We start from the raw sequence: 25413 nt of genomic DNA on the forward strand, positions 1-25413 counted from the left end.
AACCAGGAATTTTCCATATAAAATGAATATTCCTGGCTTATCAGGAGAGATAATGATTATCGTTAAATAGAAAATTAGATAAAACGTTTTAAACCAAGATAACTATTAATAGTTACGGTACGTACCCTATGTAAGGTAATCAAATTCTGCTGTTCAAGTGATTTTAATGAGCGGCTAACGGTTTCAATTTTAAGATCGAGATAACTGGCAATTTCCTCCCGAGAAAATGGCAAGTGAAGCGTCGTTTCTGGCCTGCCAATACGTAAATGCATCTCGTAAAACTCTACCAGAAAAGCAGCGATCCTGGCCTCAGCATGTTTATTCGCATAGCGCCGCAGTTTTTCAACAATGAATCCATTGTCCCTGCAGAGAAACTTGATGACTGCGGCAGCAACCGATGGATCCTTTTCTGCTACTTTGAACAACCGCGCAATATCGATATGACATACCTCTGCAGCCGTTGCGGCCTGGATAGTTGTCAGGTACCTCCCCCCTTCGACAGCATCCAGCGCCATGATATCTCCCGGAACATAAAAGCGGCTGATAAAAACGTTATCGCCACATTCCACGCTGGACTTGCAGTACCCCTCATGGATAACAAAAAGCATATCCGCGGTTTCATCCTGCCGAGCGAGTATCTCCCCAGCTTTAAACCGCCTTCTTTTGTCTATTAATTTGTATTGATTATCACGGTCAATCGCCGCTCCCTTTGGGCACAGCGAACAATGGCGGGGGGGAAACGGGTTGCCGAGCGGCACAACAGGAATGCGATGTTTGTGAATATCCGATTTCACGCAACAACTCCTCATAAAAAATGAGACTGATTCTAATAGATCGAACCATAGGAACAATACGTGAACGGCAGACCAGGAAAATTCATGCTGGCAGGGAAAATTCTGTGATACGTCGCCTTTCGGGCGCTGGTGAGAGCATAGGTCAAAAACAGACTGATGCGGATGATGTTAAAACGCAGGATAGAAAAATAAATGCGGCAGCGAAGTGAAGGTTAGAATTAAGCGGGAGATGCCTTAATAGCTTTAAAATTAAGAGCGCTATTATGGCATCGCCCGTTTTCAATTACGCCCGGACCGTGTCGTCACCGAAGCCAATCCACTTATATGTGGTCAGTGCTTCCAGCCCCATTGGGCCACGCGCGTGCAGTTTTTGCGTGCTCACCGCCACTTCCGCACCCAATCCGAACTGGCCGCCATCGGTAAAACGAGTAGAGGCGTTTACATACACGGCAGAAGAGTCCACTTCATTCACGAAACGGTTGGCGTTGCTGAGCGTGCGCGTCAGTATGGCGTCCGAGTGCTGGGTACCGTGTTCGCGAATATGGGCGATAGCACCATCCATATTTTCGACCACCACAACGTTCAGATCCAGAGACAGAAACTCGTTATCCAGCTCTTCCGGTTTTAGTGGCACCAGTTTGGCAGGGCCATGCAGAACTTGCATCACGATTTCATCACCGTGCAGCGTAACACCGCTATCCGCCATCTTTTGGCTTAACGCAGGCAGGAAACGCTCAGCAATATCCTGATGCACCAGCAGAGTTTCTACAGTGTTACAGGTGCTTGGACGCTGGGTTTTGGCGTTAACGATAATCTTCAGGGCCGGGGCGATCTCCGCGGTATCATCAACATAAATATGGCATACGCCAATACCGCCGGTGATGACCGGGATCGTCGACTGCTCACGGCACAGCTTATGCAGACCCGCGCCACCGCGAGGGATCAGCATATCGATGTACTTATCCATTCGCAGCATTTCGGCGACCAGCGCGCGGTCCGGGTTATCAATTGACTGTACGGCAGCCGCGGGTAAACCGCAGGCTTCCAGCGCCTTTTGGATAACCGCCACGGTGGCGGCGTTGGTCCGGTAGGTCTCTTTCCCACCGCGCAGAATCACCGCATTGCCGGTTTTCAGGCACAGGGAGGCAACATCAACGGTGACGTTTGGACGCGCTTCATAAATCACGCCAATCACGCCCAGCGGGACGCGACGACGCTCCAGACGCAGACCGCTATCCAGCAGGCCGCCGTCAATCACCTGCCCTACCGGGTCGGCAAGATTACAGACCTGGCGCACATCGTCAGCAATCGCTTTCAGACGCGCCGGCGTCAGCGCCAGGCGGTCGAGCATCGCTTCGCTCAGGCCGTTGGCTCGCGCCTGCTCAACATCTTGTACGTTCGCGCTGAGGATGCTTTCCGTTTGCGCTTCCAGCTCATCAGCAATGGTTTCCAGTACGCGATTTTTTTCGCGACTGGAGAGCAGCGCCAGCTTGTATGACGCGGCTTTGGCAGCAATGCCCATTTGTTCCAGCATATGCCTGTTCCTTAACGGGTGATCATGTCGTCGCGATGGACAGCAACCGGACCGTATTCATAGCCCAGGATGGTGTCGATCTGTTGTGAGTGATGTCCGGCAATACGGCGCAGCGCGTCGCTGTTATAGCGGGTGACGCCATGGGCAATATCGCGCCCTTCGAGATTGCAGATGCGGATCACTTCACCACGAGAAAAGTTACCTGTCACGCTTTTAATGCCTTTTGGCAGTAATGAGCTGCCGCGTTCCAGAATTGCTGCGGTCGCGCCCTCATCGACGGTAATCTCCCCGGCAGGCGGCGCGCCAAAGATCCAGCGTTTACGGTTTTCCAGCGGAGAGGCCTGAGCATGAAAACGCGTCCCAACGGAAACGCCTTCCATCACGTCGCCAATCACGCCCGGCTTGCTGCCTGCGGCAATAATGGTGTCAATCCCGGCGCGGCATGCGACATCGGCGGCCTGCAGTTTTGTGCCCATGCCGCCGGTTCCCAGACCTGAGACGCTATCCCCGGCAATGGCGCGCAGCGCATCATCAATGCCGTGCACGTCTTTAATCAGCTCAGCCTGCGGGTTGGTGCGTGGATCGGCGGTGAACAGCCCCTGCTGATCGGTCAACAGCAGCAGCTTATCGGCTCCAGCCAGAATTGCCGCCAGCGCGGAGAGGTTGTCGTTATCGCCGACTTTAATCTCGGCGGTCGCTACGGCGTCATTCTCATTAATGACAGGAACAATGTTGTTATCCAGCAGCGCGCGGAGCGTATCGCGGGCGTTGAGGAAGCGCTCTCTGTCTTCCATATCTGCACGCGTCAGCAGCATCTGCCCGATATGAATACCGTAAATCGAGAACAGCTGTTCCCACAGTTGAATCAGTCGGCTCTGCCCGACCGCCGCCAACAGCTGTTTCGAAGCTATCGTTGCCGGGAGCTCCGGGTAACCAAGATGCTCACGTCCGGCGGCAATCGCACCAGAGGTAACGATAACAATACGATGCCCTGCGGCATGGAGCTGCGCGCACTGGCGAACCAGTTCTACGATGTGGGCGCGGTTCAGGCGGCGGGATCCGCCCGTTAACACACTGGTGCCAAGTTTTACCACCAGCGTCTGGCTGTCACTCATGATTCTCTGCCATTCAAAATTGGGGAAAATGATATCAAACGAACGTTTTAGCAGGACTGGCCCCGGTTGCCAACAACCAGCGCACAAAGCATGAAATTTTATTGCGCAGGATCAGCAAGCGTAGCGGCAGATTTTGACGCATTTATTACAGAAACAAAAAAACATCCTTTTTTAAAAATATTCTTACTTTGTCATAAAACGTTCATTGCCAGACGTTAAAAACCCTCCTGTCTTTTAACGGGGATCACACCCAGTGAATATTAGCGCGTACTTTTAATCAGGAATGAAAATGAAAAAGAGCACTCTGGCATTAGTGGTGATGGGAATTGTTGCATCAGCATCCGTACAGGCAGCGGAAGTGTATAACAAGAATGGTAATAAGCTGGACTTGTACGGCAAAGTAAAAGCCATGCATTACATGACGGATTATGACAGCAAAGATGGTGACCAAAGCTATATCCGTTTAGGTTTTAAAGGCGAAACGCAAATTAACGATCAACTAACCGGTTATGGTCGTTGGGAAGCAGAGTTTGCCGGCAATAAAGCTGAAAGCGACTCTAACCAACAAAAAACACGTCTGGCCTTCGCTGGTGTGAAATTAAAAGATTTTGGCTCGTTTGATTATGGTCGTAACCTGGGCGCGCTGTATGACGTGGAAGCCTGGACCGATATGTTCCCGGAATTTGGTGGCGACTCCTCCGCACAGACCGATAACTTTATGACCAAACGCGCCAGCGGTCTGGCAACTTACCGTAACACCGACTTTTTTGGCGTCGTGGATGGCCTGGATCTGACCCTGCAATACCAGGGTAAAAACCAGGATCGCGATGTGAAAAAACAGAACGGCGACGGTTTTGGTACTTCTGTTACCTATGACTTTGGCGGCAGCGATTTCGCGGTGAGCGGCGCTTATACCAACTCCGATCGAACCAACCAGCAGAATCTGCAAACTCGCGGTACGGGTGATAAAGCTGAAGCCTGGGCAACCGGCTTAAAATATGATGCTAACGATATTTATATTGCGACGTTCTATTCTGAAACACGCAATATGACGCCAATTTCCGGCGGCTTTGCCAATAAAACACAGAACTTCGAAGCGGTTGTTCAGTACCAGTTTGACTTTGGTCTGCGTCCGTCACTGGGTTATGTGCTTTCTAAAGGGAAAGATATTGAAGGCGTCGGCAATGAAGATCTGGTGAATTATATCGACGTGGGCGCAACGTATTATTTCAACAAAAATATGTCCGCGTTTGTTGATTATAAAATCAACCAGTTGGATAGCGATAATAAACTGGGCATCAACGATGATGACATCGTTGCTGTCGGTATGGTCTACCAGTTCTAATTATACCCGTCATATTTCAAGCTGCATGTGCGTTGGCTTTCCTCGCTCACCCCAGTCACGTACTTATGTACGCTCCTGGGGATTCGCTGCGTCGCCGCCTTCCTGCAACTCGAATTATTTAGGGTATAGCATAAAAAAATGCCGGATGGGGTTGCGCCGCCATCCGGCATTTTACTGTTCATTATGCCGTTAACTTAACCGGTTCATCCTTAAAGTCGTCAGCAGGTTCCAGCGCCAGATTCAGCGTCGTTAACAAGCCACGTAATTTTTCATGGAATTCACGTAAGGTGTATTCCAGTCGCTCTACCACTTCAGTCTCTTTCACCGGCACCGCCGTCCAGTTACCGTCTTTATCAAACAAACCAAACTGATAGCTGTACGTGAAGCGTTTTTCCTGCGCCTCCAGTTCCATCCACCAGCCCCAGAACTCGCGTTTCTCAGGGGCGGGTTTCACGTTGACGCAAACAGCCAGACAATCGAAAAAAAATCGATTATCTTCGCACTGCCCTTCCCGGATGTACGGGCCAAGCGCGGTGAATTTCTTGATCAATCTACTTTTCGGATGCCCACTCGGTAACGTCATTACGATCTCCTTAGGTGAAGCACCTGTTTTACCAAATCGCTAAAATTTAGCAAACTTTTAACACAATCTCTGATTGATCCAACCGGTTATTTCCTGCAGCCCTTTGTCAAAATTGCGATACACCGGGTTGAAGGGGATCTCCAGTAGCTTACCGTCTGAAGATGAAGATGTGATTAAACGTGACTCTTCTTCCGGGCTAAACGGATCGTTCTTCCAGAATCCCGAGAGCATTGGCGTCGGGCAGCGTCGCCCCAGTAGGCCCTGCACTTTTAATGAATAGCGATTAAGCTCAACGCGCAGCGCTTCATCGGAGGCGTCGTGCATCCCCAGGCGGCTGGCCAGAACGTCAAGATACATTTCCGGGACGCTCGCCTGACGCTGCGGGTCGCTAAGCAACGCATGAACCACTGGCCCCAGACAGGCCACCGCCTTCAGCCGTGATGATTCCAGATACGCCAGGCGTACCGCCACGTTAGCGCCAAAGCGGAAACCGAAGGCCGCCACGCGAGTGTGATCCACCCAGGGAACATTAGGCAGCGCTTTTAATACATGCTGATGCAGCAGGCTGGAATCCTGAGTCAGTTTCCATTTTGACGAGAACCCAACCGACGGCATATCCAGCGTCAGCATGGCTATACCCCGTGGGGCAAAATAGCGCTCATACAGGGTGTAGTAATCCGTTTGCATGGAATCGAGACCACCACACATCAGCACCGTCGGGAACGGACCGTCACCTTTTGGCATATGTAAGAAGCCGGTGATCGGCGCACCGCCAGCGATGGGAAACTCCATCTCACGCAGCGTGCCCGGCAATCGCTGTGCGGCCTCTTCATAGGCGCGATTCGCCAAAGCCTGTGCCTGCTCTGCCAGCTCATCGCCTTTCAGGTGTGGGTAAGCGGCAATGTTGTACAACGTAGACGCATGCAGCCAGTGGCGTCCGCTCACCTGCGGATCCTCTTCCATAGACGCTTTCTGTTGCCAGTCCATCGCCTGCTTCGCCCACTCATAGATCCAGTTCCCACCGCGATAGCCGATAACCGTATCGTAGAGTTCTTTATCTGTACGCTCGGCTTCGCTCATCACGATACGTGCCTGCACCTCAAGGATTTCGCGCGGGTCGACGCCGCGCCAGATCCACATCAGGCGATTCACCATGCGATACCAGTGCGGAATGGTTTTGCCATCCAGGGCAGATTGTACGGACGGCTGCGCGCCGTGATTAAAACGACGAACCAGTGTTGACGTTTCAGGGTGTTTGAAGCGGGGTTTAAACAGGACTTCGCTGAGGTTAGCCTGTGACATGATTGCAGCCTCCATGAGTACTCACTAAGGCATAGTGTAACCTGACACAGCACAAAAAGAACAACGCCCGGCAGTTGCCAGGCGTTGAAAACTTTTTAGATTAGCGACCAGAGATCGGCGGGACGAACACTACGCCCATATCCCACGGCTGCTCAATCCAGGTATCCTGAGGGATATCAACAACATAATCATTCACCAGCGGGCGACCAGCCGGCTTAGCGAAGATAGTGACGAAATGCGCTTTAGGATACATTTCGCGGATCGCAACGGCGGTACCACCGGTGTCAACCAGGTCATCGATTACGATGAAACCTTCACCGTCGCCTTCGGCACGCTTCAGCACTTTCAGTTCGCGCTGGTTGTCGTGATCGTAGCTGGAGATGCATACGGTATCGACATGACGAATACCCAATTCACGCGCCAGCAATGCGCCCGGCACCAGACCACCACGGCTAACGGCAATAATGCCTTTCCATTGTTCAGAAGGCATCAGGCGGCTTGCCAGTTTACGTGCATGGATCTGCAACATGTCCCAGGTGACGACGTATTTTTCGCTCATGTGAAGTGTCCCAGCCTGTTTATCTACGGCTTAAAAAGTGTTCGAGGGGGAAATAGGTTGCGCGAGATTATAGAGATCTGACGCACTAAAAACCAGTGTTTCGCGGAATCCGCGCCTCTTTTTGCATGCTTTATGCTAGCCGTCAGCGGAGAAAGTGGTATTCTCAATCGCATCGCGCAAGCCTGACTTGTGGTGTTTTTAATTCTGCTAACCCCGTGGCCTGCAAGCAAGTTTTGTAGGACATCGCCAAGGAGACTCAACGTGTCTGAACTGTCTCAATTATCCCCGCAACCGCTATGGGATATTTTTGCCAAAATCTGTTCTATTCCTCATCCGTCCTATCATGAAGAGCAGCTCGCTGAACACATTCTGAGCTGGGCCCAAGAGAAAGGTTTCCACGTCGAGCGCGATCAAGTCGGTAATATCCTGATTCGCAAACCCGCTACCGCAGGCATGGAAAACCGCAAGCCGGTCGTTCTGCAGGCGCACCTGGATATGGTCCCGCAGAAAAACAACGACACCGTGCATGACTTCACTAAAGATCCTATCCAGCCTTATATTGACGGCGAATGGGTGAAAGCCCGTGGCACCACGCTGGGTGCGGATAACGGCATCGGTATGGCGTCTGCGCTGGCCGTTCTGGCTGATGACAGCGTAGTACACGGTCCGCTGGAAGTGCTGCTGACCATGACCGAAGAAGCGGGTATGGATGGCGCGTTTGGTCTGCAGGCTAACTGGCTGCAGGCAGATATCCTGATCAACACCGACTCAGAAGAAGAAGGTGAGATCTACATGGGTTGCGCAGGCGGTATCGACTTTACCTCTAACCTGCCGCTGTCCCGTGAAGCAATCCCGGCTGGATTCCAGAGCTTTAAGCTGACGTTAAAAGGCCTGAAAGGCGGTCACTCCGGCGGCGAAATCCACGTGGGTCTCGGTAACGCGAACAAACTGCTGGTACGCTTCCTGGCGGGCCACGCTGAAGAGCTGGATCTGCGTCTGGTTGATTTCAACGGCGGTACGCTGCGTAACGCGATTCCGCGTGAAGCCTTTGCTACCCTGGCCGTGGCTGCAGATAAAGTTGATGCGTTAAAAGCGCTGGTCAACACCTATCAGGAAATCCTGAAAAACGAACTGGAAGCCAAAGAGAAGAACCTGGCTCTGCTGCTGGATGCCGTAACTCAAGACAAAGCCGCGCTGACCGCTCAGTCTCGCGACAGCTTTGTGCGTCTGCTGAACGCCACCCCGAACGGTGTAATCCGCAACTCTGACGTCGCCAAAGGCGTGGTAGAGACCTCTCTGAACGTCGGCGTTGTCACCATGACTGACGACAACGTTGAAATTCACTGCCTGATCCGTTCCCTGATCGACAGCGGTAAAGACTACGTGGTGAGCATGCTGGATTCACTGGGTAAACTGGCTGGCGCGAAAACCCAGGCAAAAGGCGGATACCCAGGCTGGCAGCCGGATGCTAACTCTCCGGTTATGCACCTGGTTCGTGAAACCTATCAGCGTCTGTTCAATAAAACGCCGAATATCCAGATCATCCACGCTGGTCTGGAATGTGGTCTGTTCAAGAAACCGTATCCAGATATGGATATGGTTTCCATCGGGCCAACTATCACCGGTCCGCACTCCCCGGATGAGCAGGTTCATATCGAAAGCGTCGGCCATTACTGGACGCTGCTGACTGAACTGCTGAAGTCTATTCCGGCGAAGTAAGATTCTGCGCTAATTGCCGGATGGCGCTGCGCTTATCCGGCCTACACGCTGGTTTGTAGGCTGGATAAAGTTTTTACGCTGCCATCCGGCATGCACGCTGATTTGAAGGTTGGATAAAGTTTTTACGCTGCCATCAGGCATGCTCGCTGGTTTGTAGGCCGGATAAGGCGTTTACGCCGACATCCGGCAATTGTTCTGAATCACAGCCCCAATAGCAGTTGTCTTTCCATTTGTGGATCCAGCAGCGTGACGTGTAATCCCACCAGCCTGACACCTCGCCCTCCCCTACGCTCGTCCCAGGTCTTACGCGCTGTCGTAATTAAGTCATCTTTATTTAAGCGCGGCCAGACGTGCTCCTGCGTAGTCTGCTGAAAATCATTAAACTTGAGTTTTATCCCCTGGCGAGCGATCAGCAGATCCGGCTTTACCTTTGCCAGACGCCGTTCCAGTTCAGGATAGAGCCGTTCAATTATCGCCTCACACTCCGACCACTCGTGAATATCTTCTGCCAGCGTACGTTCCACGCCGACGGATTTACGCAGCCTGTCGTTGTTGACGTCCCGCTCGTCAATCCCCTGACAGCGCTCCCACAGCACGCGACCAAACTTGCCGAAGCGTTTGAGCAGCATTGCCAGGTCGTATTTTTGAACATCTTCGCAGGTACGTAATCCCATTGATTCCAGCTTAGCGGCGGAGACTTTGCCAACGCCGGGAATTTTGCCTAACGGCAATGTTCTGAGAAATTCAGGAACATCGGCAGGGGTAATCACATATTGCCCGTTGGGTTTGTTGAGATCGGAGGCTATTTTTGCCAGAAATTTTACCGGCGCAATTCCGGCAGAGGCGGTTAACTGTAACTCGTTAAAAATTGTCTGACGGATTTCCTGAGCGATCAGCGTAGCTGAGCCGTGGCAGTGGGTGCTGTCGGTCACATCCAGATAGGCTTCATCCAGCGAAAGGGGTTCTATCAGCGAGGTATAGCGAGAGAAAATAGCCTGAATCTGGCGGGAGGCTTCTTTATAGGCCTCGTAACGACCAGGTAATAAAGTGAGATGCGGACACAGCTTTAATGCCATTCCCGTTGGCATTGCGCTACGCACGCCAAATTTGCGCGCCGGGTAATTGGCCGTGCTGATGACCCCCCGACGTTCACGACTGCCGCCAATAGCAATGGGAATGTCGCGCAGGGCGGGGTTGTCGCGCATTTCCACTGCCGCGAAAAAGCAGTCCATATCGACATGTATGATTTTACGCATCGTTTGTCTCCCACATCACTGTTTAAGTATACAGTATTTTTATGTTGTGAGAAGTCTGGTTGTACCTAATGCTGGGCCGTTCCAGACCCATTATCCATCCAGCACGAATAAGACCCAATGAAGCGCAGTAACCAGCAAAATACGCCAGTGTCTGACTGCCTTTAAGCGCAATTTTCCGTATAAAGAAAAACTAAAGTGTAAACGCCGCACGAGAGACTTGCGAAAAACTCTCTTGGTGCTAATGTGAGCGCTCCAGATCCAGATTTATCCGATTTGGGGATTCTTTTTGCCGTCCTGGCGTGTGTGATCGTTTTATCAAGGAATAAGCAGTATGCGTAAAATCGCATTTTTTCTTGCGATGCTTTTATTGCCGTGCGTTTCATTTGCCGGTTTGCTGAGCAGTAGCAGCCCGACTACGCCTGTCAGCAAAGAATATAAGCAGCAATTAATGGGCTCCCCCGTTTATATCCAGATCTTCAAAGAAGAGCGAACCTTGGATCTGTACGTCAAGATGGGCGAACAGTATCAATTGCTCGACAGTTATAAGATCTGTAATTATTCCGGTGGCTTAGGTCCGAAGCAGCGTCAGGGTGATTTCAAAAGTCCGGAAGGGTTTTACAGCGTTCAGCGTGGACAGCTGAAACCAGATAGTCGCTTCTATAAAGCGATTAACATTGGTTTCCCTAATGCCTATGACCGCGCACACGGTTATGAAGGTAAGTACCTGATGATCCACGGTGCCTGTGTTTCCGTCGGCTGCTACGCAATGACCGACAACGGCATTGATGAGATTTTCCAGTTTGTGACCGGTGCTCTGGTGTTCGGGCAGTCCAGCGTACAGGTTAGCATTTACCCGTTCCGCATGACCGATGCCAACATGCAACGCCATAAGTTCTCGTATTACAAAGATTTCTGGGCCCAGTTAAAGCCGGGATACGATTACTTTGAACAAACACGTAAACCACCGACCGTTTCTGTCGTCAATGGTCGTTACGTCGTCAGCAAGCCGTTGAGTCACGAAGTGGTTCAGCCGCAACTGGCATCAAACTACACGCTCCCCGAGACAAAATAATGCCCACTCGCCTGGCATAATCTTTTGCCAGGTTTCATTGCCGGTTAACGGTTGAGTGGCAATCACGGTGACCACATCATTGGGTGTGGTCTCTGAGCTAAAATCGATTTCCACGTCCTGATCCAGCAATGTCGCCACGCCAAACGGCGCACGACGCGTGATCCAAAACAGGTTGGTCGAACAGAAGGCCATCACATAGCGTCCGTCAGACAACAGCATGTTGAAGACGCCTTTCTCCCGCAGCTCTCCTGCCAGCATTGCGATGTATTTAAACACTGCCGTCATATTGCCCGGCGTGCGCGGATAACGCTCCGTCAGCTTATGGAGCAGCCAGCAGAAAGCTTTTTCGCTGTCGGTTTCCCCGACCGGACGGAAATTTCCGGTTTCCAGCGATTTATAGCCACTGAGCTGTCCATTATGAGCATAGGTCCAGTTGCGTCCCCACAATTCGCGGGTAAAGGGATGGGTATTTTCCAACGCCACTTCGCCACGGTTCGCCTGACGAATATGGGCAATCACGGAACAGGATTTGATGGGGTAGTCTTGTACCAGTTTGGCGATAGGCGAATTAAAGCTGGGTTGCGGATCTTTAAACGTACGGCAGCCCTTACCTTCATAAAACGTAATACCCCAGCCGTCTTTGTGCGGCCCGGTCCCTCCGCCGCGCTGAACCAGCCCGGTGAAGCTAAAGCAGATATCGGTTGGCACATTGGCGCTCATCCCGAGCAGTTCGCACATACATCACCTACCTTAAAACCGTGAACTGCCTGATGGCGCTGCGCTTATCAGGCCTACGTGGCGCTCATGTAGGCCGGATAAGGCTTCAGCCACCATCCGGCAATCGTCTTCTTATGGTTTAACCATCTCTTTTTCGATCAGCTGGATCAGGATATGGATCACTTTGATATGAATTTCCTGAATACGGTCAGCGTAGCCAAAGTGCGGCACGCGAATTTCGATATCCGCGCTGCCCGCCATTTTTCCGCCATCTTTACCGGTCAGGGTGATCACTTTCATCCCTTTCTCACGCGCTGCGGCAATCGCTTTAATGACGTTACCGGAATTACCCGAAGTCGAGATACCTAACAGGACATCACCTTCACGACCCACGGCTTCTACGTAGCGAGAGAACACATAATCGTAACCGAAATCGTTGCTGACGCAGGAGATATGGCTGACGTCAGAGATAGCGATCGCCGGATAACCAGGACGGTTTTCACGATAGCGTCCGGTCAGCTCTTCGGCAAAGTGCATCGCGTCACAATGGGAACCGCCGTTACCGCAAGAAAGCACCTTACCGCCCGCTTTAAAGCTGTCTGCCAACAGAACCGCCGCGCGCTGAATGGCGTGAATATTGGCGTCATCTTTAAGAAAATTAGCCAGCGTTTCCGCCGCTTCGCTCAGTTCGTTACGAATAAGATCCTGGTACATGAGGATATCCTTCAGCATGAATGTAAATGACAAGACGCAGTGTACCGGATAGCGCTACCAGCGAGAAGTCCAAGCCACAGGAATGGCTGTCGCTTTTGATTTTTTGTGCCGGTTAAAACAGCAACAATGTGAGCTTTGTTGTAATTATTTTGTAAACACATTGCTAAAAGAATTTACATCCACTACAAACATATCATCACAAGTGGTCAGACCTCCTACAAGCAAGGGAGCTTTTCGTTATGATGATTTTGAGTATTATCGCTACGGTTGTTTTGCTCAGCGTTCTGTTTTATCACCGCGTGAGCTTATTCCTCAGCAGTTTAATTTTGCTCGCCTGGACGGCTGCGCTTGGCGTGGCTGGCCTGTGGTCAGTCTGGCTGCTGGTTCCTCTGGCCATTATCCTCGTGCCGTTTAACTTTACGCCGATGCGCAAATCCATGATCTCTGCGCCGGTGTTCCGCGGTTTCCGTAAAGTCATGCCACCGATGTCGCGTACTGAGAAAGAAGCGATTGATGCCGGTACAACCTGGTGGGAAGGTGACCTGTTCCAGGGCAAGCCTGACTGGAAAAAACTGCATAACTATCCTCAACCGCATCTGACCGCTGAAGAACAAGCGTTTATTGATGGTCCAGTGGAAGAAGCGTGCCGCATGGCGAACGACTTCCAGATCACTCACGAACTCGCGGATCTGCCGCCGGAACTGTGGGCATATCTGAAAGAACATCGCTTTTTCGCGATGATCATTAAGAAAGAGTACGGCGGGCTGGAATTCTCAGCATATGCTCAGGCTCGCGTTCTGCAGAAACTCTCCGGCGTTTCCGGGATCCTGGCGATCACCGTTGGCGTACCTAACTCATTAGGCCCAGGCGAACTGCTGCAACATTACGGCACCGAAGAGCAGAAAAATCATTACCTGCCGCGTCTGGCTCGCGGTCAGGAGATCCCATGCTTTGCTCTGACCAGCCCGGAAGCAGGCTCCGACGCAGGGGCGATCCCTGATACCGGCGTGGTTTGTATGGGTGACTGGCAGGGCCAACAGGTGCTGGGTATGCGCCTGACCTGGAACAAACGTTATATTACGCTGGCCCCTATCGCCACGGTACTGGGTCTGGCATTTAAACTCTCTGATCCGGAAAAACTGCTGGGTGGTGAAGAAGATCTCGGTATTACCTGTGCGCTGATCCCAACCTCAACGCCGGGTGTACAAATTGGGCGTCGTCACTTCCCGCTGAACGTGCCGTTCCAGAACGGTCCGACCCTCGGTAAAGATGTGTTTGTACCGATTGATTACATCATCGGTGGTCCGAAAATGGCCGGTCAGGGCTGGCGCATGCTGGTGGAATGTCTGTCTGTAGGACGTGGTATTACCCTGCCGTCTAACTCGACGGGCGGCGTGAAATCGGTCGCAATGGCCACCGGCGCGTATGCGCACATTCGTCGCCAGTTCAAAATCTCCATCGGCAAGATGGAAGGTATTGAAGAGCCGTTGGCACGTATTGCCGGTAACGCATACGTGATGGACGCTGCGGCATCACTGATTACCTACGGCATTATGCTGGGTGAAAAACCGGCGGTGCTGTCGGCTATCGTGAAATATCACTGTACCCACCGCGGGCAGCAGTCAATCATCGATGCTATGGATATCACTGGCGGTAAAGGCATTATGCTTGGCGAAAGCAACTTCCTCGCCCGCGCTTATCAAGGTGCGCCAATCGCCATTACCGTTGAAGGTGCCAACATTCTGACCCGTAGCATGATGATCTTCGGTCAGGGTGCGATTCGCTGCCATCCGTATGTTCTGGAAGAGATGGCTGCGGCACAGAGTAACGATGTGAATGCGTTCGACAAGCTGCTGTTCAAACACATCGGTCACGTTGGCAGTAACAAAGTGCGCAGCTTCTGGCTTGGTCTGACGCGTGGCTTAACCAGCAGCACGCCAACCGGCGATGCGACCAAACGTTACTACCAGCACCTGAACCGCTTGAGCGCCAACCTGGCCCTGCTTTCAGATGTGTCCATGGCCGTACTGGGCGGTAGCCTGAAGCGCCGCGAACGTATCTCCGCGCGTCTGGGCGATGTGTTAAGTCAGCTGTATCTGGCCTCTGCGGTACTGAAACGTTATGACGATGAAGGCCGTAATGAAGCGGACCTGCCGTTGGTTCACTGGGGAGTTCAGGATGCGTTGTACAAAGCGGAACAGGCGATGGACGATCTGCTGAAAAACTTCCCGAACCGTCTGGTCGCGGGCTTGCTGAACGTGGTTATCTTCCCGACCGGTCGCCACTACGACGCACCGTCTGACAAGCTGGACCATAAAGTCGCGAAGATTTTGCAGGTTCCAAGTGCTACTCGTTCTCGTATTGGTCGCGGTCAATATCTGACGCCAAGCGAGCATAACCCGGTTGGTTTGCTGGAAGAGGCGCTGCTGGATGTCATTGCAGCCGACCCTATCCACCAGCGGATCTGTAAAGAGTTGGGTAAAAACCTGCCATTTACCCGTCTCGACGAACTGGCGCACAATGCGCTGGCGAAAGGGCTGATTGATAAAGATGAAGCCGCGATTCTGGTGAAAGCCGAAGCGAGCCGCCTGCGCAGTATCAACGTGGATGACTTTGAACCCGAGGAGCTGGCGACTCAGCCGGTAAAGCTGCCAGAGAAAGTGCGTAAAGTCGAAGCTGCATAACGATATACGCACAACGTTTAGCCCCGCTTAATGCGGGGCTTTTTATTGCCACATTTTCATTAATGCTCATGCTACAGTGTCAAAATGTTGTTCAACGAGGAGCCTCGATCGTGCCTGGTTTAAAAATTACTCTGCTGCAACAACCCTTGATCTGGATGGATGGCCCGGCCAACCTGCGCCATTTTGACCGACAACTGGAAACCGTCGCCGGACGTGATGTCATCGTGTTGCCCGAGATGTTTACCAGCGGATTTGCCATGGAAGCGGCAAATAAATCGTTGCCGCAAGAAGAAGTCGTAAGCTGGATGCGCGTCAAGGCGCAACAGACCAACGCCCTGATCGCGGGCAGCGCTGCTATCCAGTCTGAACGCGGCCCGGTAAACCGCTTTTTTCTGGTTGAGCCAGAAGGTAATGTGCATTTCTACGACAAGCGCCATCTGTTCCGCATGGCGGACGAGCATCAGCATTACCGTGCAGGTGACGCGCGCGTTATTGTTGAATGGCGCGGCTGGCGCATTCTGCCGTTGGTCTGTTATGACCTGCGTTTTCCGGTATGGTCGCGTAATCGCAACGATTACGACCTGGCGTTGTATGTTGCCAATTGGCCTGCGCCGCGTTCGCTGCACTGGCAGCTTCTGCTTGCCGCTCGGGCGATTGAGAACCAGGCTTATGTAGCAGGATGTAACCGCGTGGGCACAGACAGTAACGGCCATCATTATCGCGGTGACAGCCGGGTGATTAATCCGCAGGGTGAGATTATTGCCACCGCCGAGCCGCATCAGGCCACACGCATTGACGCCGAGCTGTCACTCTCAGCGCTGCGCGAGTATCGCGAGAAGTTTCCCGCCTGGCAGGACGCCGACCCGTTCACGCTATAACTATCGCCTTCACTCCCGCTGCACTACGTTTCTTGTGGCGGGATTGTTTCACTCCGTAACCAACCGCAAAACAAATTCGCGTGGCGACATGCGGTGAGCATCGTATTCTGCAAAGGATAATCACTCGTAACCAGCGAGTGGCAGACAATGTCGATAATTTCCTTATCAGGATTTCAATAATGAAGAACTTCTTACGCATGACTTTGCTGGCGGCTACCTTAGCGGGCGCTTCTTTTAGTACGCTTGCAGCAAACGTATCCAATGTTCCTGCTCCAGCTCAGGACCCGGTCGTTCAGCATCTTAAGCTGACCAACGACCAGGTGGCGCAGATTAAAAAACTGCACCAGCAGCTTGAAACCAACGTAAGCCAGATTTCGGTGAAAGATGTTAAAGACGGCGCGTTGATTGACGTCATCAAGTCCGGGAAATGGGATGAAGCTGCCGTTCAGAAACAGCTTTCAGCGTTCAGCAACATCGAACAGCAGGCGCGTTATTATCGCGTAAAATACTATTTTGACCTGAACAAAGTGCTGACCCCAGAACAGCGCCAGCAGGTGCAAAAAGATATCGCACAGACGCTGAGCGAGTAATTGTCAGAGCCTGAGTCAGCAATGATTCAGGCTTTTCGGTAAAATTTCCTGCTCAAACAGAAAGCCCTGTACAGCATCTGCGCCGCTCATACGGCAAATGGCATAATCCTGTGGCGTTTCTACTCCCTCAATGACAACCCGTTCACCCAGCCCACGAAATTGATTGACCAGAACCCTCAACTGCCACTCCGATGTTCTGAACTGATGAAACATTCCACTTTCAATTTTGATGGCATCGAAACGGATGCCCGACAGCCGCCAGACAAAAAATAGCTCAGGCGAAACATCATCCAGCCACACGCGAAACCCGTGACGTACCAGCGTTTTTACGGCAATGCATACGGCCTGCTGCTCTGCCTTATCCAGGCGCATCATGGAGCCCGGATCCTGAATTTCAATAACAATCCTCCCCTGATGCACCTGCTTTGTGAGACGTGTGATCCATGACAGACTGGTCAGCATCCTGACGGATAAATTCAGCGAATAGCTTCCAGAGAGGGCCAGCACCCGCTGCATTTGCCATAGAAAAAGCTGCTGTTTTGCCGCAATGGAAAGGTGCTTGAAAAACAGATCCAGTGGGAGCGGTGTGCGTACCTGGCTTAACACCTCACAGACATCCAGCGATGCGTCATCAAAAAAATGAATGCGCTGCAAACGGATCCCGGTGATCCGCAGCAGCTCGGCGTTGCGGGGAAGTTCTGGCACATAACGGGCCTGTTCACTGAATCTGTTCATATCATTCCATTATTTTATTAAAAGGACGTCGTGCATCCTGCAGCCACGGGATACGGCGATCGTTTGGGTATATCAGGCAAAAGCGCGTCGCCAGACGATGCGCCTCGACCAGGTCGCGCTGTTGCAACGCCAGTAAGATTTGCGTGAAGGAGACATTAGGGTCTGGGTGAACGCGCACATAATCAGGTGCCCAGCGGCGAACCGCTTCCAGCCAACGTGCGTCCCGGGTGCGCTGATACCGTTGCAGATATCCCATATGGACATCAAACCGATAGCGACTTGTAAGAAGCCAGCCTCCTACAGGGAGCGGTTCGGCAAGATGCCACTGCGTTGACTGCCTCTCCGCCAGCGTCAATTGCTGTTGCGTGTGCAGCGTGAGAAGCAGCAATGGCGCGACGGTCAGTAACGAGATAAACCCTGCCGCGCGAATCAGCGACGTTGACGTAAGCGCCAGGCGTATTCCCGTTCGCGCGCTGTCTGCACATCGAAGCAGCAGGATCAACAGCAGCCAGTGTGGCGTTGACTGCCTGACGGGGTATTCCGTCAACATATGAATAACCACCGGCAGTGCCGCCACCAGGCAGGCGCGACGCCAGCAATTACCGTGCAGCCAGAGCCATAAACCACCCGCTATAAAACAGAGTGCCCCCGCCTGCCCAACCAGACCGCCCTCCACCAACCACAGCACCAGTTCGTTGTGCGGATGCGAAATGCTGCCCAGCCCCAATGGCCCCGCGCGTTCGAGAAACACGGCAGCAAAACTGCCCACGCCCCACCCCATCCACGGACGTTCGGCAAATAATGCCAGCGACGTTTTCAACACCGTCCAGCGCACTTGAGAAGTCGTCAGATGATCGACCGTGACCACAGACAAAAAATGGCGGGCCGTGGCCCCTATCGCTACGCCTAACGCCAGCGGCAGTAGAAGCAGCAGCAGCGTGCGCCGTTGCGCCGGGAAAACCGCCAGCAGCAGCACTTCACCGATTACCAGAGACAGGTAGCCGGTTTGCGACTGAGATTCATGCAGCACAAATCCCATCATTACCATGCCTATCCCAATGGCAATTCGATACCCGCGGTGCAGACGTAAAAAGAGCGGTGCTGACAGCAGCACACCGCATGCCGTGAAGCTGGCTATCAGGTTGACCTGCTGAAATATCCCGTAGGGTCGCGTACCGCGCCGCCAGGCAAACTCCCAGTATTCAACGCCCGGCAAATGCCAGTACTGATAGACAAACGCCAGACATTCAATGACGCACGCTCCCCATAGTAGAGCCAGCAGTGCCGTTAGGGTGTTTGCCGTGAGCGGAATTTGTAATGTGACCAGATAGACGCTCACACCGCCCAGTAACGCCCCCGCCACCAGCAGTGCCTCGGCCTGCCAGACATCAGGCGTTAGCAGGCAAAGCAACGTCAGGATGAACGCCCCGACTGTAAAACCCGCAGCGGGCACAGTGATGCGCCAGCGTTGACGAGGCACCAGCATCAATACGCTTGCAGCCAGTACAACAGCGTAGATCCAGCTCGTAATATTAAGCGGCAACGACAGACCGCTGCCGCCGTTGTTCGGCCAGTAGAGATGCATGGCCCCACACCAGAAAAACAGACTAATACCGAGCAATAATTTCTGCGCAGGCAGCGGCGCAATGCGATTCAGTACGTTCATCATGCTACTGGTAGTTCAACGTCCAGGTCCCGCTGGCGCTGAACGGACCGTATTCGAGAGACTGATTTTTTATCGCCGATGGCTCCGCTGCGACCCACGCCAAGAAATTCAGCGTCATCGAGCCTTCTGTTATCTCTTTGACTGACGTGCTCTCATCAAGGCGGATTGCCGTGCCGTCCTCTTCGCTCATCCCAATCCCGATCCCTGACGCACCGCCTTGTTCACTGCTATCCAGCGCCAGATGATCGGTCAGCTCCGCATCCTCACGACCGCTGAAGGTAACCGAGATCCCACGGAAAACCTCAGGGTTGCAGTCGCGTAACTGGATGCTGAATTTTTCCGGCTTACTGCGCCCCGAGAGATAGAGCTCCTGTGTCGCGATTTGCTTGAAATCGACCTCGATTTTGTCGCCTCCCGGTGCAAGGCTGCAGGCCAGGGCTCTGATGGTGCCGTGAAAATACATATCGCCGCCGACCAGTTTGGTGTCGGCCTGCGCCATGCCACCTAGCAGTAACATACTGGTCGCGAATAACGCCGAGAATCTCATGACATCCCCCTACTGAAACTGCGCGACAACGGTGGCAGAGGCTTCAAATTCACCTTCTTTCACGCTTCCCACGCCCGGCTTTGCCACCGGCGCGGCGGTGAGATTCCAGTCGCCCTGATTCTGGTAAAATCCCTTCACGTTGTAGAATTGATTGGGCACGACGGTGCCACCACTCTCGTCTTTAAGCATAATGCCGAGATCGTCGCGCTTTTGTCCGCCGCTCAGCGTGCCAAGGAGATTACCGTTAAACCCCGCCGTGCCTGACGCCGTGGTCGTTTGTATACCAAGATTAATGTTCAGCGCGCCCTGATCGAAACTCCCGCCTTCACAGACCACATGTATAGGGACTGACTTGCTGTAGTTAGTGCCGTTGAGCCGGGCAGCGGATCCAGGCAGATCGCCAAACTCAATGCTGATTTTGTCTCCCCGGTTGAAGGTGCATTTGTCCGGGACGGTAATTAGCCCGGATTTAATCACCACGCGAGAAATCGCCGTGGTTGGCGTAGGTCCCGCGCTTCCCATGCGCCCGGCCACCTCCACCAGCGACTGGGAAGTGATATTGATGCCATTGATAATGGGTTTAGTGACAATAAACGTCACTTTCCCTTTTGAACCACTTTCAACGTTAGTCGCTCGCGTGTAGCCCTTACGCTTTTTACAGCTGTTGTTGCTGTTGCGGTTTGAAACGTTGGTAAAAGGCGCCTGCACATATTTTTTATAGCCCCCGGCAACCCACACCTGAACTTCCACATCCAGATACTCGTTTAGCCGAAAACGGTTCGCCCCCTGATTTGAAGGCGGCATCGTGGTTGTGGTGGTGTAGTAAATTGGTGCTCGGGAGATGTCAGCCTGTTCGCAATAGAAATTCACCACATACCAGCCGCCCAGATTCCATGGGAACGGCTCCGTTCTGCCACCCACGTGGTTTTTACTGACATCCAGCGAGCTCAGTTCAATATCGTACTGATGCGGCGACCCACCTTCCGGCTCACCTTCTCCCTGTGTAAATGCCTGCCCGGCCAACGGACAACCTGCCAGCACCAACCACAACAGCGTTTTACGTAATACGCTCATAGATACTCCAGCTTAAGTATGACCAGACCGTTAAATTCTCCGGCGGTCACCTCTCGCCCAAAAGATTCCAGCGCGGCAAGAAAATGAATGGCGTTATCGCCCGGTTTGAGGATCCACATGCGTTGCGGTTGGTTCAGGTGGATTAACTGATTACGTTCAGTCAGTAGCCGGATGCCCGCGCCGCGAACATCACCACGAATGCGCCCCAAATCGCTGTTTTCCGGTGCGCCTTCAGCCATTAGCGTCATCGAAACACCACGCTCCACCGTGCTGTGCGCCAGCTCAGGCATCTCACTGGTCTGCCCGGGGAAATCCCTTAAGGTATGACCGGAGCCCTTTAAACAGCCATTCAGATACAGCGTGACCAATACCGGATCGCTGCGATCGCCGCCCTGGCGAAATCGGCCGGCGGAAATATCACCAAGATCGATAGTCTGATCGCGGGAGGCCATATCCAGCACGCATGGCGAAACGAACACCCGACCATGAAAGCGGACGTTGCCATACTCGCCGGACACATTGCTCATATCCTGGCGACCGCTTGTGGCCTGAACCGAGCAGGCCATGCCCGCCATCAGCAGAGCGCAAAGCATCTTTTTCATTTACGAATCCTGTTACCGGGGCTGTTGCTCCATCGGCAATGCTTTACACACATTGCCTGTGCAGCTGAATTTCAATTCGGGATGACCGCCAAAATCGTTCACATACATCATGCTGAACTGGCTAACGCTGCCGTCGGCCACGCTGAAATCGAGAGAGGACTTTGGTGAAACCATAATCCCAGGGAAGTCAGTCAGCCTGTCGCCGCCCTGCGCTTCAGGCTTGCGGCTTAAGCCGATTAAGGTAACGAAGTACGGCGTTGGGTTATCCACACTCCAGCGCTGCCCCTGCTTATGAAAGACCAGTTGGTTTTGCCACACGGCGCCCGGTGTTTCCGGCACGATTGCGGTCGGACGGTAGAACAGTTTGATGCGCGACTGCATCGCCAGTTGCAGCACGTTCGGCTTATCCGGCTTGGGTGGAATTTCACGCACGTTCAGGTAGAACAGACTTTCGCGATCCTGCGGCAAAGCGTTAATACCGCTGGTTTTTGTCACACGCGCAATGCCCTTTTGCCCGCCGTTAATCCGTTGTAGCGGCGGTAAAACCATCAACGGCGAGGTAATTTTTGTTCCATTGGCGTCTTCCACCCACGACTGAGCCAGAAACGGAATGCTCGGACTGGTGTTGGTTAAGTTCGCACTGACAGATCGCGCATCACCGGTGATAATCAGACGGGTACGGTCAAGTGCAATGCCCGCCCATGAGGCGTTGATCTCTGCAATAAAAAGCAGACCGCAGACCACGGGTTTGAGCCAACGCTGCACGGAGTAAAATGCTTGATTTTTCATGACAAAATTCATTCAGGTTATTGATATTATTCACAAGGCAACAGCACGTTACCTTCCGGGTTGATTTGTTGCGGCACCTGTAAGTGACACTGCGCGCGACCGCCCCAGGCAACAGAAAGACGCTCGGCTGGATTCACACCCGCAATCCAGGCCATGCCGTTTTCCATCACCATGGCGACGCTGACACCGTTGGCGTTAAACACTTCGGCACCAAACGGCGGTACCGAACCATCTTTCAGGCGCAGCAGCGCCATCATTTTTTGCCCCTGCACCACGGCGAAGCGCTGATAACCAATCGCGCCTTCCGTCAGGGTGTTGGTGACGATGGCTTTGGTCGCGGAAATGTCCTCGTCCATTGCGTCCACATCAATACGGGTATCAAAGCTGTGATAGCTGACGACGTCCGGTACGACGGCAATACCGAAGCGGTTTGAGTGCGCCTGTTCGCCGTTCAGCGGTACATTCGCCACACCGTCGGTATCAACCATCACCCTGGCGGTATTCATCGACGCCTGGCTGTTGTGTAGCGCCGCGCCATGACGCGTTGCGGTAAAGCCGCCGCGCATCGTGCCGCCAACGGAGAAATAGCGTGATTGCTGCCAGCTGACGTTAGATTCCAATTCCGCCATCATGCTGCGATGCTTGTAGTAGCCATCAAACGCGGTGTGCCCTTCACCGGAAACCCCTGCGCGCAGTCGCCATGGATTGTTACGGTCGCGGTTATCGGAATACGAAACCATCTGACTGGTCTGGCTGCCGCTGTTTTGCACTTCATAATCCATTGAGCGGCCATCGCTCCATGGCACCGAAATGGACAGCGAAAGGCTGTCGTCCCGTTTGCCCTGATACTCAGAGCGGTAAGCGGCAAGGTTGGCGCTGATCCCCTGAATGCCTGCGAACGAAAAGCTGTGCCCCATCGACACCCCGTAACGATCCTGAGAGCCACGATCCCAGTAATTCTGGTGGGTATAGGTCAGGTACAGCGTGGTCGCTAATTGCGGGTCGTCAGCAAAAAAGGTCTTGTTACCGGTGATGGTGTACATCTCTTTTTCGTTGCCGGCGCTGTTGTTATTTTCATACTGCTCGTCGAGGAACTGCGAGAAGGTGCGGAAGTTACGCTGTGAAAAACGGTAACCGGCAAAAGTGATGGCGCTGTTGTATTCATCAAAGGTTTTGGCATAGCTGAGCTTAAAGGACATCCCTTTTTGTTCAGCCTGATGCTTTACCCGGCTCACGGATTGCGTCGCATCAGCCGACAGCGCGCCCAGCCAGCTCAAATCCCGCCCAATCCCCATCGACCAGGCGTTATAGCGATCGCCAGTCAGTAACGCGCCACCGTACAGTGACCACGCATTGCTGACCCCCCATGAAAAATCACCGCTATAAAATGCAGGTCCCTGGACGTCGTGGTTATAACGCGATGGCTTACCGACGGCGGCGTTATAACGAACATAGCCCGGGCGCGTCAGGTAAGGGATATCGGCCGTATTGACCTGAAAGGTTTGTACGCTGCCATCCTGCTCTTCGACGCGAACATCCAGCGTGCCGCGTACCGAGCCGTGTAGATCCTGAATATTAAATGGCCCCGCAGGAACGGTGGTTTGATAGATAACACGCCCCTGCTGACTGACGGTGACCTTCGCATTACTGCGGGCGATGCCGTGCACTTCGGGCGCGTAGCCCTGCAAATTCGGTGGTAGCATGCGCTCGTCGCTGGCGAGGTTAGCCCCGGTAAATCGGACTGAATCAAACACCTGGGAATTCAGATATATTTCACCGACCGTCAGTTTTGCAGCCTGCATCGGTAACGGGCGATAGGCATAGATCTGATCCCAGTCGATACGCCCACGATTTTCATCCGAAGCATAATTGGCCTGATACTGGCCACGAAAGCGCCACGCGCCGAGGTTAAAGCCCGTCTGTCCATAACCAGACAGTGAGCGGTAATGATCGCCACCTTGTTCGTAATGTGTGGCCTGGCCCGAAACGCTGTAGTCGAAAATCAGTCCCGCGACGCCGTTATCCCAGCGCTCCGGCGGCGTCCAGTCTGGATCGGTATATTTCATCCATGCCTGAGGCACGGTAATGTCCAGTACGCCTGCGCTATTATTCAGCACCACACCCGGCAGGCGGGAAATGTCATAGCAGGTCGCGCTAATCGGATGAATATAGGTCAGCGCCTCTTCTTTGAGCGCCAGTAATTCGAGCTGTTGCGGCGTCAGGCACGCCATGGATTTATGCGAGTTGGCAGGATCAACGATATAACGGATCGACTGCTGAGGGATCTCCTGGCTGTTAATACGAACATCCAACAGATATTCTCCGGGAGTCACAAAGTTGCCTTCGGAAAAACGCTGTAAATCGACATTTTGTCTGTCACTGGCATCCAGGACGTCAGTATTAAATTCAATAGACTCATCCGCTTCAGCCCATGAAGAGGCACAGACCAGAGCAATTAAAAGCGCCAGACGTTTTTTATCTGTTTTCAGCGTGATCATTTTCGTTCGCAAACCTTCAGATACCCGAATTGCTGTGCAGCTCAGAGATAATTCACAACAAAATGCGTGACTGCAGTAAATTCACCAGACGTCATTCTTCCGTCGCGGGAGATCAAATAAGCCGTAAAATTGAGCGTGTTTTTCCCGGGGTTAAGCGCATAATCCGGTGATGGCTCACCTAAATGAATTTGCTTGCCTTTGCCGTCATATATTTCTATCGCTAAATTTTCAGTTTCCGATTGCACGCTCAGATAATCAGGATTGTCACTATCCGGTGCGCCGGAAAAGGTAATATTGGCGCGTTGGAACAGATTCCCAGGGTGTTGAGAATCCCCTAATGAACATCCCAGCAAATGAATGCTGAAATCATGCGCAGATACTTTTTCAGGTTTTCCGGAAATATCTCTGGCTGAGAGGTCATCAAATTCAACCAGCAGCGACCGGTCGCGTGGATCGACATAACAGGCAGCCTCAATAATATTTCCCCGCATGCGCATTTTGCCGGGCGTACTGACAAGACGATGGGTGTCAGCCAAAACCCATGCAGGCGATATGAAGATAAAAAGCAGTAAAATACGCCATCCAGGCATCACCGCATTTCCTTTCAGTTATTCGCAGGAAGGGTTAAGCAGGCGCATAA

At 52.8% G+C, this 25413-nt stretch carries 23 protein-coding genes; 6 read left to right on the forward strand and 17 right to left on the reverse strand.

The features are described from left to right. Positions 1 to 74: 74 nt before the first annotated feature. From OGY68_RS05680 to proB, 3 genes are all read right to left on the reverse strand, one after another. Complete coding sequence (locus tag OGY68_RS05680; protein ID WP_149617990.1) at positions 75 to 794, reverse strand: Crp/Fnr family transcriptional regulator; 720 nt, start codon at positions 792 to 794, stop codon at positions 75 to 77. 283 nt (positions 795 to 1077) lie between these two features. Continuing rightward, positions 1078 to 2328, reverse strand: coding sequence for a glutamate-5-semialdehyde dehydrogenase (proA, locus tag OGY68_RS05685; protein WP_032942426.1), 1251 nt, complete (start codon positions 2326 to 2328; stop codon positions 1078 to 1080). An 11-nt stretch (positions 2329 to 2339) separates the two neighbouring features. Next, positions 2340 to 3443, reverse strand: a complete 1104-nt coding sequence (gene proB, locus OGY68_RS05690) for a glutamate 5-kinase (RefSeq protein WP_003031373.1) — start codon at positions 3441 to 3443, stop codon at positions 2340 to 2342. Positions 3444 to 3732: 289 nt separating this feature from the next. On the opposite strand from proB, the gene phoE reads away from it, so the two are divergent. Further along, on the forward strand, positions 3733 to 4788 hold the full coding sequence (gene phoE / locus OGY68_RS05695; RefSeq protein ID WP_003830831.1) for a phosphoporin PhoE: 1056 nt from the start codon (positions 3733 to 3735) through the stop codon (positions 4786 to 4788). 181 nt (positions 4789 to 4969) lie between these two features. Here phoE and crl read toward each other — a convergent pair whose 3' ends face one another. From crl to gpt, 3 genes are all read right to left on the reverse strand, one after another. After that, on the reverse strand, positions 4970 to 5371 hold the full coding sequence (gene crl, locus OGY68_RS05700) for a sigma factor-binding protein Crl (protein WP_008783790.1): 402 nt from the start codon (positions 5369 to 5371) through the stop codon (positions 4970 to 4972). Between the two features lie 57 nt (positions 5372 to 5428). Beyond that, a complete protein-coding gene (frsA, locus tag OGY68_RS05705) occupies positions 5429 to 6673 on the reverse strand; it encodes an esterase FrsA (RefSeq protein ID WP_020996608.1) in 1245 nt (414 codons plus the stop codon). A 100-nt stretch (positions 6674 to 6773) separates the two neighbouring features. Further along, the gene (gpt, locus tag OGY68_RS05710) at positions 6774 to 7232 is read right to left on the reverse strand and encodes a xanthine phosphoribosyltransferase (protein WP_003031380.1); all 459 of its coding nucleotides are present in this window, start codon (positions 7230 to 7232) and stop codon (positions 6774 to 6776) included. Between the two features lie 261 nt (positions 7233 to 7493). Between gpt and pepD the strand changes: the two genes are divergently transcribed. Beyond that, on the forward strand, positions 7494 to 8951 hold the full coding sequence (gene pepD, locus OGY68_RS05715) for a cytosol nonspecific dipeptidase (RefSeq protein WP_008783788.1): 1458 nt from the start codon (positions 7494 to 7496) through the stop codon (positions 8949 to 8951). 200 nt (positions 8952 to 9151) lie between these two features. Here pepD and dinB read toward each other — a convergent pair whose 3' ends face one another. After that, the gene (gene dinB / locus OGY68_RS05720) at positions 9152 to 10207 is read right to left on the reverse strand and encodes a DNA polymerase IV (RefSeq protein ID WP_032942425.1); all 1056 of its coding nucleotides are present in this window, start codon (positions 10205 to 10207) and stop codon (positions 9152 to 9154) included. A 331-nt stretch (positions 10208 to 10538) separates the two neighbouring features. Between dinB and dpaA the strand changes: the two genes are divergently transcribed. Next, positions 10539 to 11279, forward strand: coding sequence for a peptidoglycan meso-diaminopimelic acid protein amidase (dpaA, locus tag OGY68_RS05725; protein ID WP_008783787.1), 741 nt, complete (start codon positions 10539 to 10541; stop codon positions 11277 to 11279). Here dpaA and OGY68_RS05730 read toward each other — a convergent pair. Together OGY68_RS05730 and lpcA are read right to left on the reverse strand one after the other, a co-directional pair. Beyond that, positions 11250 to 12017 carry a class II glutamine amidotransferase gene (locus OGY68_RS05730; RefSeq protein WP_003031388.1) on the reverse strand — a complete coding sequence of 256 codons (768 nt, stop codon included), beginning with the start codon at positions 12015 to 12017 and terminating at the stop codon, positions 11250 to 11252. The genes dpaA and OGY68_RS05730 overlap by 30 nt on opposite strands. Before the next feature lie 111 nt (positions 12018 to 12128). Next, positions 12129 to 12710: a D-sedoheptulose 7-phosphate isomerase gene (gene lpcA / locus OGY68_RS05735; RefSeq protein ID WP_003031390.1), complete on the reverse strand. Its 582-nt coding sequence runs from the start codon at positions 12708 to 12710 to the stop codon at positions 12129 to 12131. Between the two features lie 239 nt (positions 12711 to 12949). On the opposite strand from lpcA, the gene fadE reads away from it, so the two are divergent. The 3 genes from fadE to OGY68_RS05750 all read left to right on the forward strand — a co-directional run bounded on the left by fadE (position 12950) and on the right by OGY68_RS05750 (position 16862). Then, positions 12950 to 15394 (forward strand): acyl-CoA dehydrogenase FadE, encoded by a 2445-nt coding sequence (gene fadE, locus OGY68_RS05740; protein ID WP_003830821.1) that lies wholly within the window; start codon positions 12950 to 12952, stop codon positions 15392 to 15394. A 110-nt stretch (positions 15395 to 15504) separates the two neighbouring features. Further along, positions 15505 to 16272: an amidohydrolase gene (locus tag OGY68_RS05745; RefSeq protein WP_057068870.1), complete on the forward strand. Its 768-nt coding sequence runs from the start codon at positions 15505 to 15507 to the stop codon at positions 16270 to 16272. A gap of 179 nt (positions 16273 to 16451) precedes the next feature. Next, positions 16452 to 16862: a Spy/CpxP family protein refolding chaperone gene (locus tag OGY68_RS05750; RefSeq protein ID WP_003830819.1), complete on the forward strand. Its 411-nt coding sequence runs from the start codon at positions 16452 to 16454 to the stop codon at positions 16860 to 16862. A gap of 15 nt (positions 16863 to 16877) precedes the next feature. Here the strand turns inward: OGY68_RS05750 and OGY68_RS05755 are convergent, their stop codons facing one another. From OGY68_RS05755 to OGY68_RS05790, 8 genes are read right to left on the reverse strand one after another with little or no spacing between them, the layout of a single operon-like run. Further along, positions 16878 to 17597, reverse strand: coding sequence for an EAL domain-containing protein (locus OGY68_RS05755; protein WP_032942423.1), 720 nt, complete (start codon positions 17595 to 17597; stop codon positions 16878 to 16880). A gap of 1 nt (position 17598) precedes the next feature. Beyond that, positions 17599 to 19266, reverse strand: a complete 1668-nt coding sequence (locus tag OGY68_RS05760; protein WP_057068868.1) for an O-antigen ligase family protein — start codon at positions 19264 to 19266, stop codon at positions 17599 to 17601. Between the two features lies 1 nt (position 19267). Next, positions 19268 to 19810 carry a fimbrial protein gene (locus tag OGY68_RS05765; protein WP_057068866.1) on the reverse strand — a complete coding sequence of 181 codons (543 nt, stop codon included), beginning with the start codon at positions 19808 to 19810 and terminating at the stop codon, positions 19268 to 19270. 9 nt (positions 19811 to 19819) lie between these two features. Beyond that, positions 19820 to 20884 carry a fimbrial protein gene (locus OGY68_RS05770; protein WP_057068865.1) on the reverse strand — a complete coding sequence of 355 codons (1065 nt, stop codon included), beginning with the start codon at positions 20882 to 20884 and terminating at the stop codon, positions 19820 to 19822. Continuing rightward, positions 20881 to 21486 (reverse strand): fimbrial protein, encoded by a 606-nt coding sequence (locus tag OGY68_RS05775; protein ID WP_057068862.1) that lies wholly within the window; start codon positions 21484 to 21486, stop codon positions 20881 to 20883. Before OGY68_RS05775 ends, OGY68_RS05770 begins: the two co-directional genes overlap by 4 nt. A gap of 12 nt (positions 21487 to 21498) precedes the next feature. Continuing rightward, positions 21499 to 22275 (reverse strand): fimbrial biogenesis chaperone, encoded by a 777-nt coding sequence (locus OGY68_RS05780; RefSeq protein ID WP_100247262.1) that lies wholly within the window; start codon positions 22273 to 22275, stop codon positions 21499 to 21501. A 26-nt stretch (positions 22276 to 22301) separates the two neighbouring features. Next, positions 22302 to 24773, reverse strand: coding sequence for a fimbria/pilus outer membrane usher protein (locus OGY68_RS05785; RefSeq protein ID WP_057068860.1), 2472 nt, complete (start codon positions 24771 to 24773; stop codon positions 22302 to 22304). A 41-nt stretch (positions 24774 to 24814) separates the two neighbouring features. After that, positions 24815 to 25363, reverse strand: a complete 549-nt coding sequence (locus OGY68_RS05790; protein ID WP_020996612.1) for a fimbrial protein — start codon at positions 25361 to 25363, stop codon at positions 24815 to 24817. Between the last annotated feature and the right edge of the window lie 50 nt (positions 25364 to 25413).

The sequence above is a fragment of the Citrobacter sp. Cpo065 genome (genome assembly GCF_030332805.1).
Taxonomy (GTDB): Bacteria; Pseudomonadota; Gammaproteobacteria; order Enterobacterales; family Enterobacteriaceae; genus Citrobacter; species Citrobacter portucalensis.

What these genes read in the sequence shown, in the direction of transcription:
- frsA (WP_020996608.1), bottom strand. Translation starts at nt 6,673, where the DNA reads ATGTCACAGGCTAACCTCAGCGAAGTCCTGTTTAAACCCCGCTTCAAA.
- OGY68_RS05750 (WP_003830819.1), top strand. Translation starts at nt 16,452, where the DNA reads ATGAAGAACTTCTTACGCATGACTTTGCTGGCGGCTACCTTAGCGGGC.
- OGY68_RS05770 (WP_057068865.1), bottom strand. Translation starts at nt 20,884, where the DNA reads ATGAGCGTATTACGTAAAACGCTGTTGTGGTTGGTGCTGGCAGGTTGT.
- OGY68_RS05730 (WP_003031388.1), bottom strand. Translation starts at nt 12,017, where the DNA reads ATGTGCGAACTGCTCGGGATGAGCGCCAATGTGCCAACCGATATCTGC.
- gpt (WP_003031380.1), bottom strand. Translation starts at nt 7,232, where the DNA reads ATGAGCGAAAAATACGTCGTCACCTGGGACATGTTGCAGATCCATGCA.
- OGY68_RS05755 (WP_032942423.1), bottom strand. Translation starts at nt 17,597, where the DNA reads ATGAACAGATTCAGTGAACAGGCCCGTTATGTGCCAGAACTTCCCCGC.
- crl (WP_008783790.1), bottom strand. Translation starts at nt 5,371, where the DNA reads ATGACGTTACCGAGTGGGCATCCGAAAAGTAGATTGATCAAGAAATTC.
- phoE (WP_003830831.1), top strand. Translation starts at nt 3,733, where the DNA reads ATGAAAAAGAGCACTCTGGCATTAGTGGTGATGGGAATTGTTGCATCA.
- dpaA (WP_008783787.1), top strand. Translation starts at nt 10,539, where the DNA reads ATGCGTAAAATCGCATTTTTTCTTGCGATGCTTTTATTGCCGTGCGTT.
- proB (WP_003031373.1), bottom strand. Translation starts at nt 3,443, where the DNA reads ATGAGTGACAGCCAGACGCTGGTGGTAAAACTTGGCACCAGTGTGTTA.
- OGY68_RS05775 (WP_057068862.1), bottom strand. Translation starts at nt 21,486, where the DNA reads ATGAAAAAGATGCTTTGCGCTCTGCTGATGGCGGGCATGGCCTGCTCG.
- proA (WP_032942426.1), bottom strand. Translation starts at nt 2,328, where the DNA reads ATGCTGGAACAAATGGGCATTGCTGCCAAAGCCGCGTCATACAAGCTG.
- OGY68_RS05765 (WP_057068866.1), bottom strand. Translation starts at nt 19,810, where the DNA reads ATGAGATTCTCGGCGTTATTCGCGACCAGTATGTTACTGCTAGGTGGC.
- OGY68_RS05760 (WP_057068868.1), bottom strand. Translation starts at nt 19,266, where the DNA reads ATGATGAACGTACTGAATCGCATTGCGCCGCTGCCTGCGCAGAAATTA.
- OGY68_RS05785 (WP_057068860.1), bottom strand. Translation starts at nt 24,773, where the DNA reads ATGATCACGCTGAAAACAGATAAAAAACGTCTGGCGCTTTTAATTGCT.
- fadE (WP_003830821.1), top strand. Translation starts at nt 12,950, where the DNA reads ATGATGATTTTGAGTATTATCGCTACGGTTGTTTTGCTCAGCGTTCTG.
- OGY68_RS05780 (WP_100247262.1), bottom strand. Translation starts at nt 22,275, where the DNA reads ATGAAAAATCAAGCATTTTACTCCGTGCAGCGTTGGCTCAAACCCGTG.
- OGY68_RS05790 (WP_020996612.1), bottom strand. Translation starts at nt 25,363, where the DNA reads ATGCCTGGATGGCGTATTTTACTGCTTTTTATCTTCATATCGCCTGCA.
- dinB (WP_032942425.1), bottom strand. Translation starts at nt 10,207, where the DNA reads ATGCGTAAAATCATACATGTCGATATGGACTGCTTTTTCGCGGCAGTG.
- lpcA (WP_003031390.1), bottom strand. Translation starts at nt 12,710, where the DNA reads ATGTACCAGGATCTTATTCGTAACGAACTGAGCGAAGCGGCGGAAACG.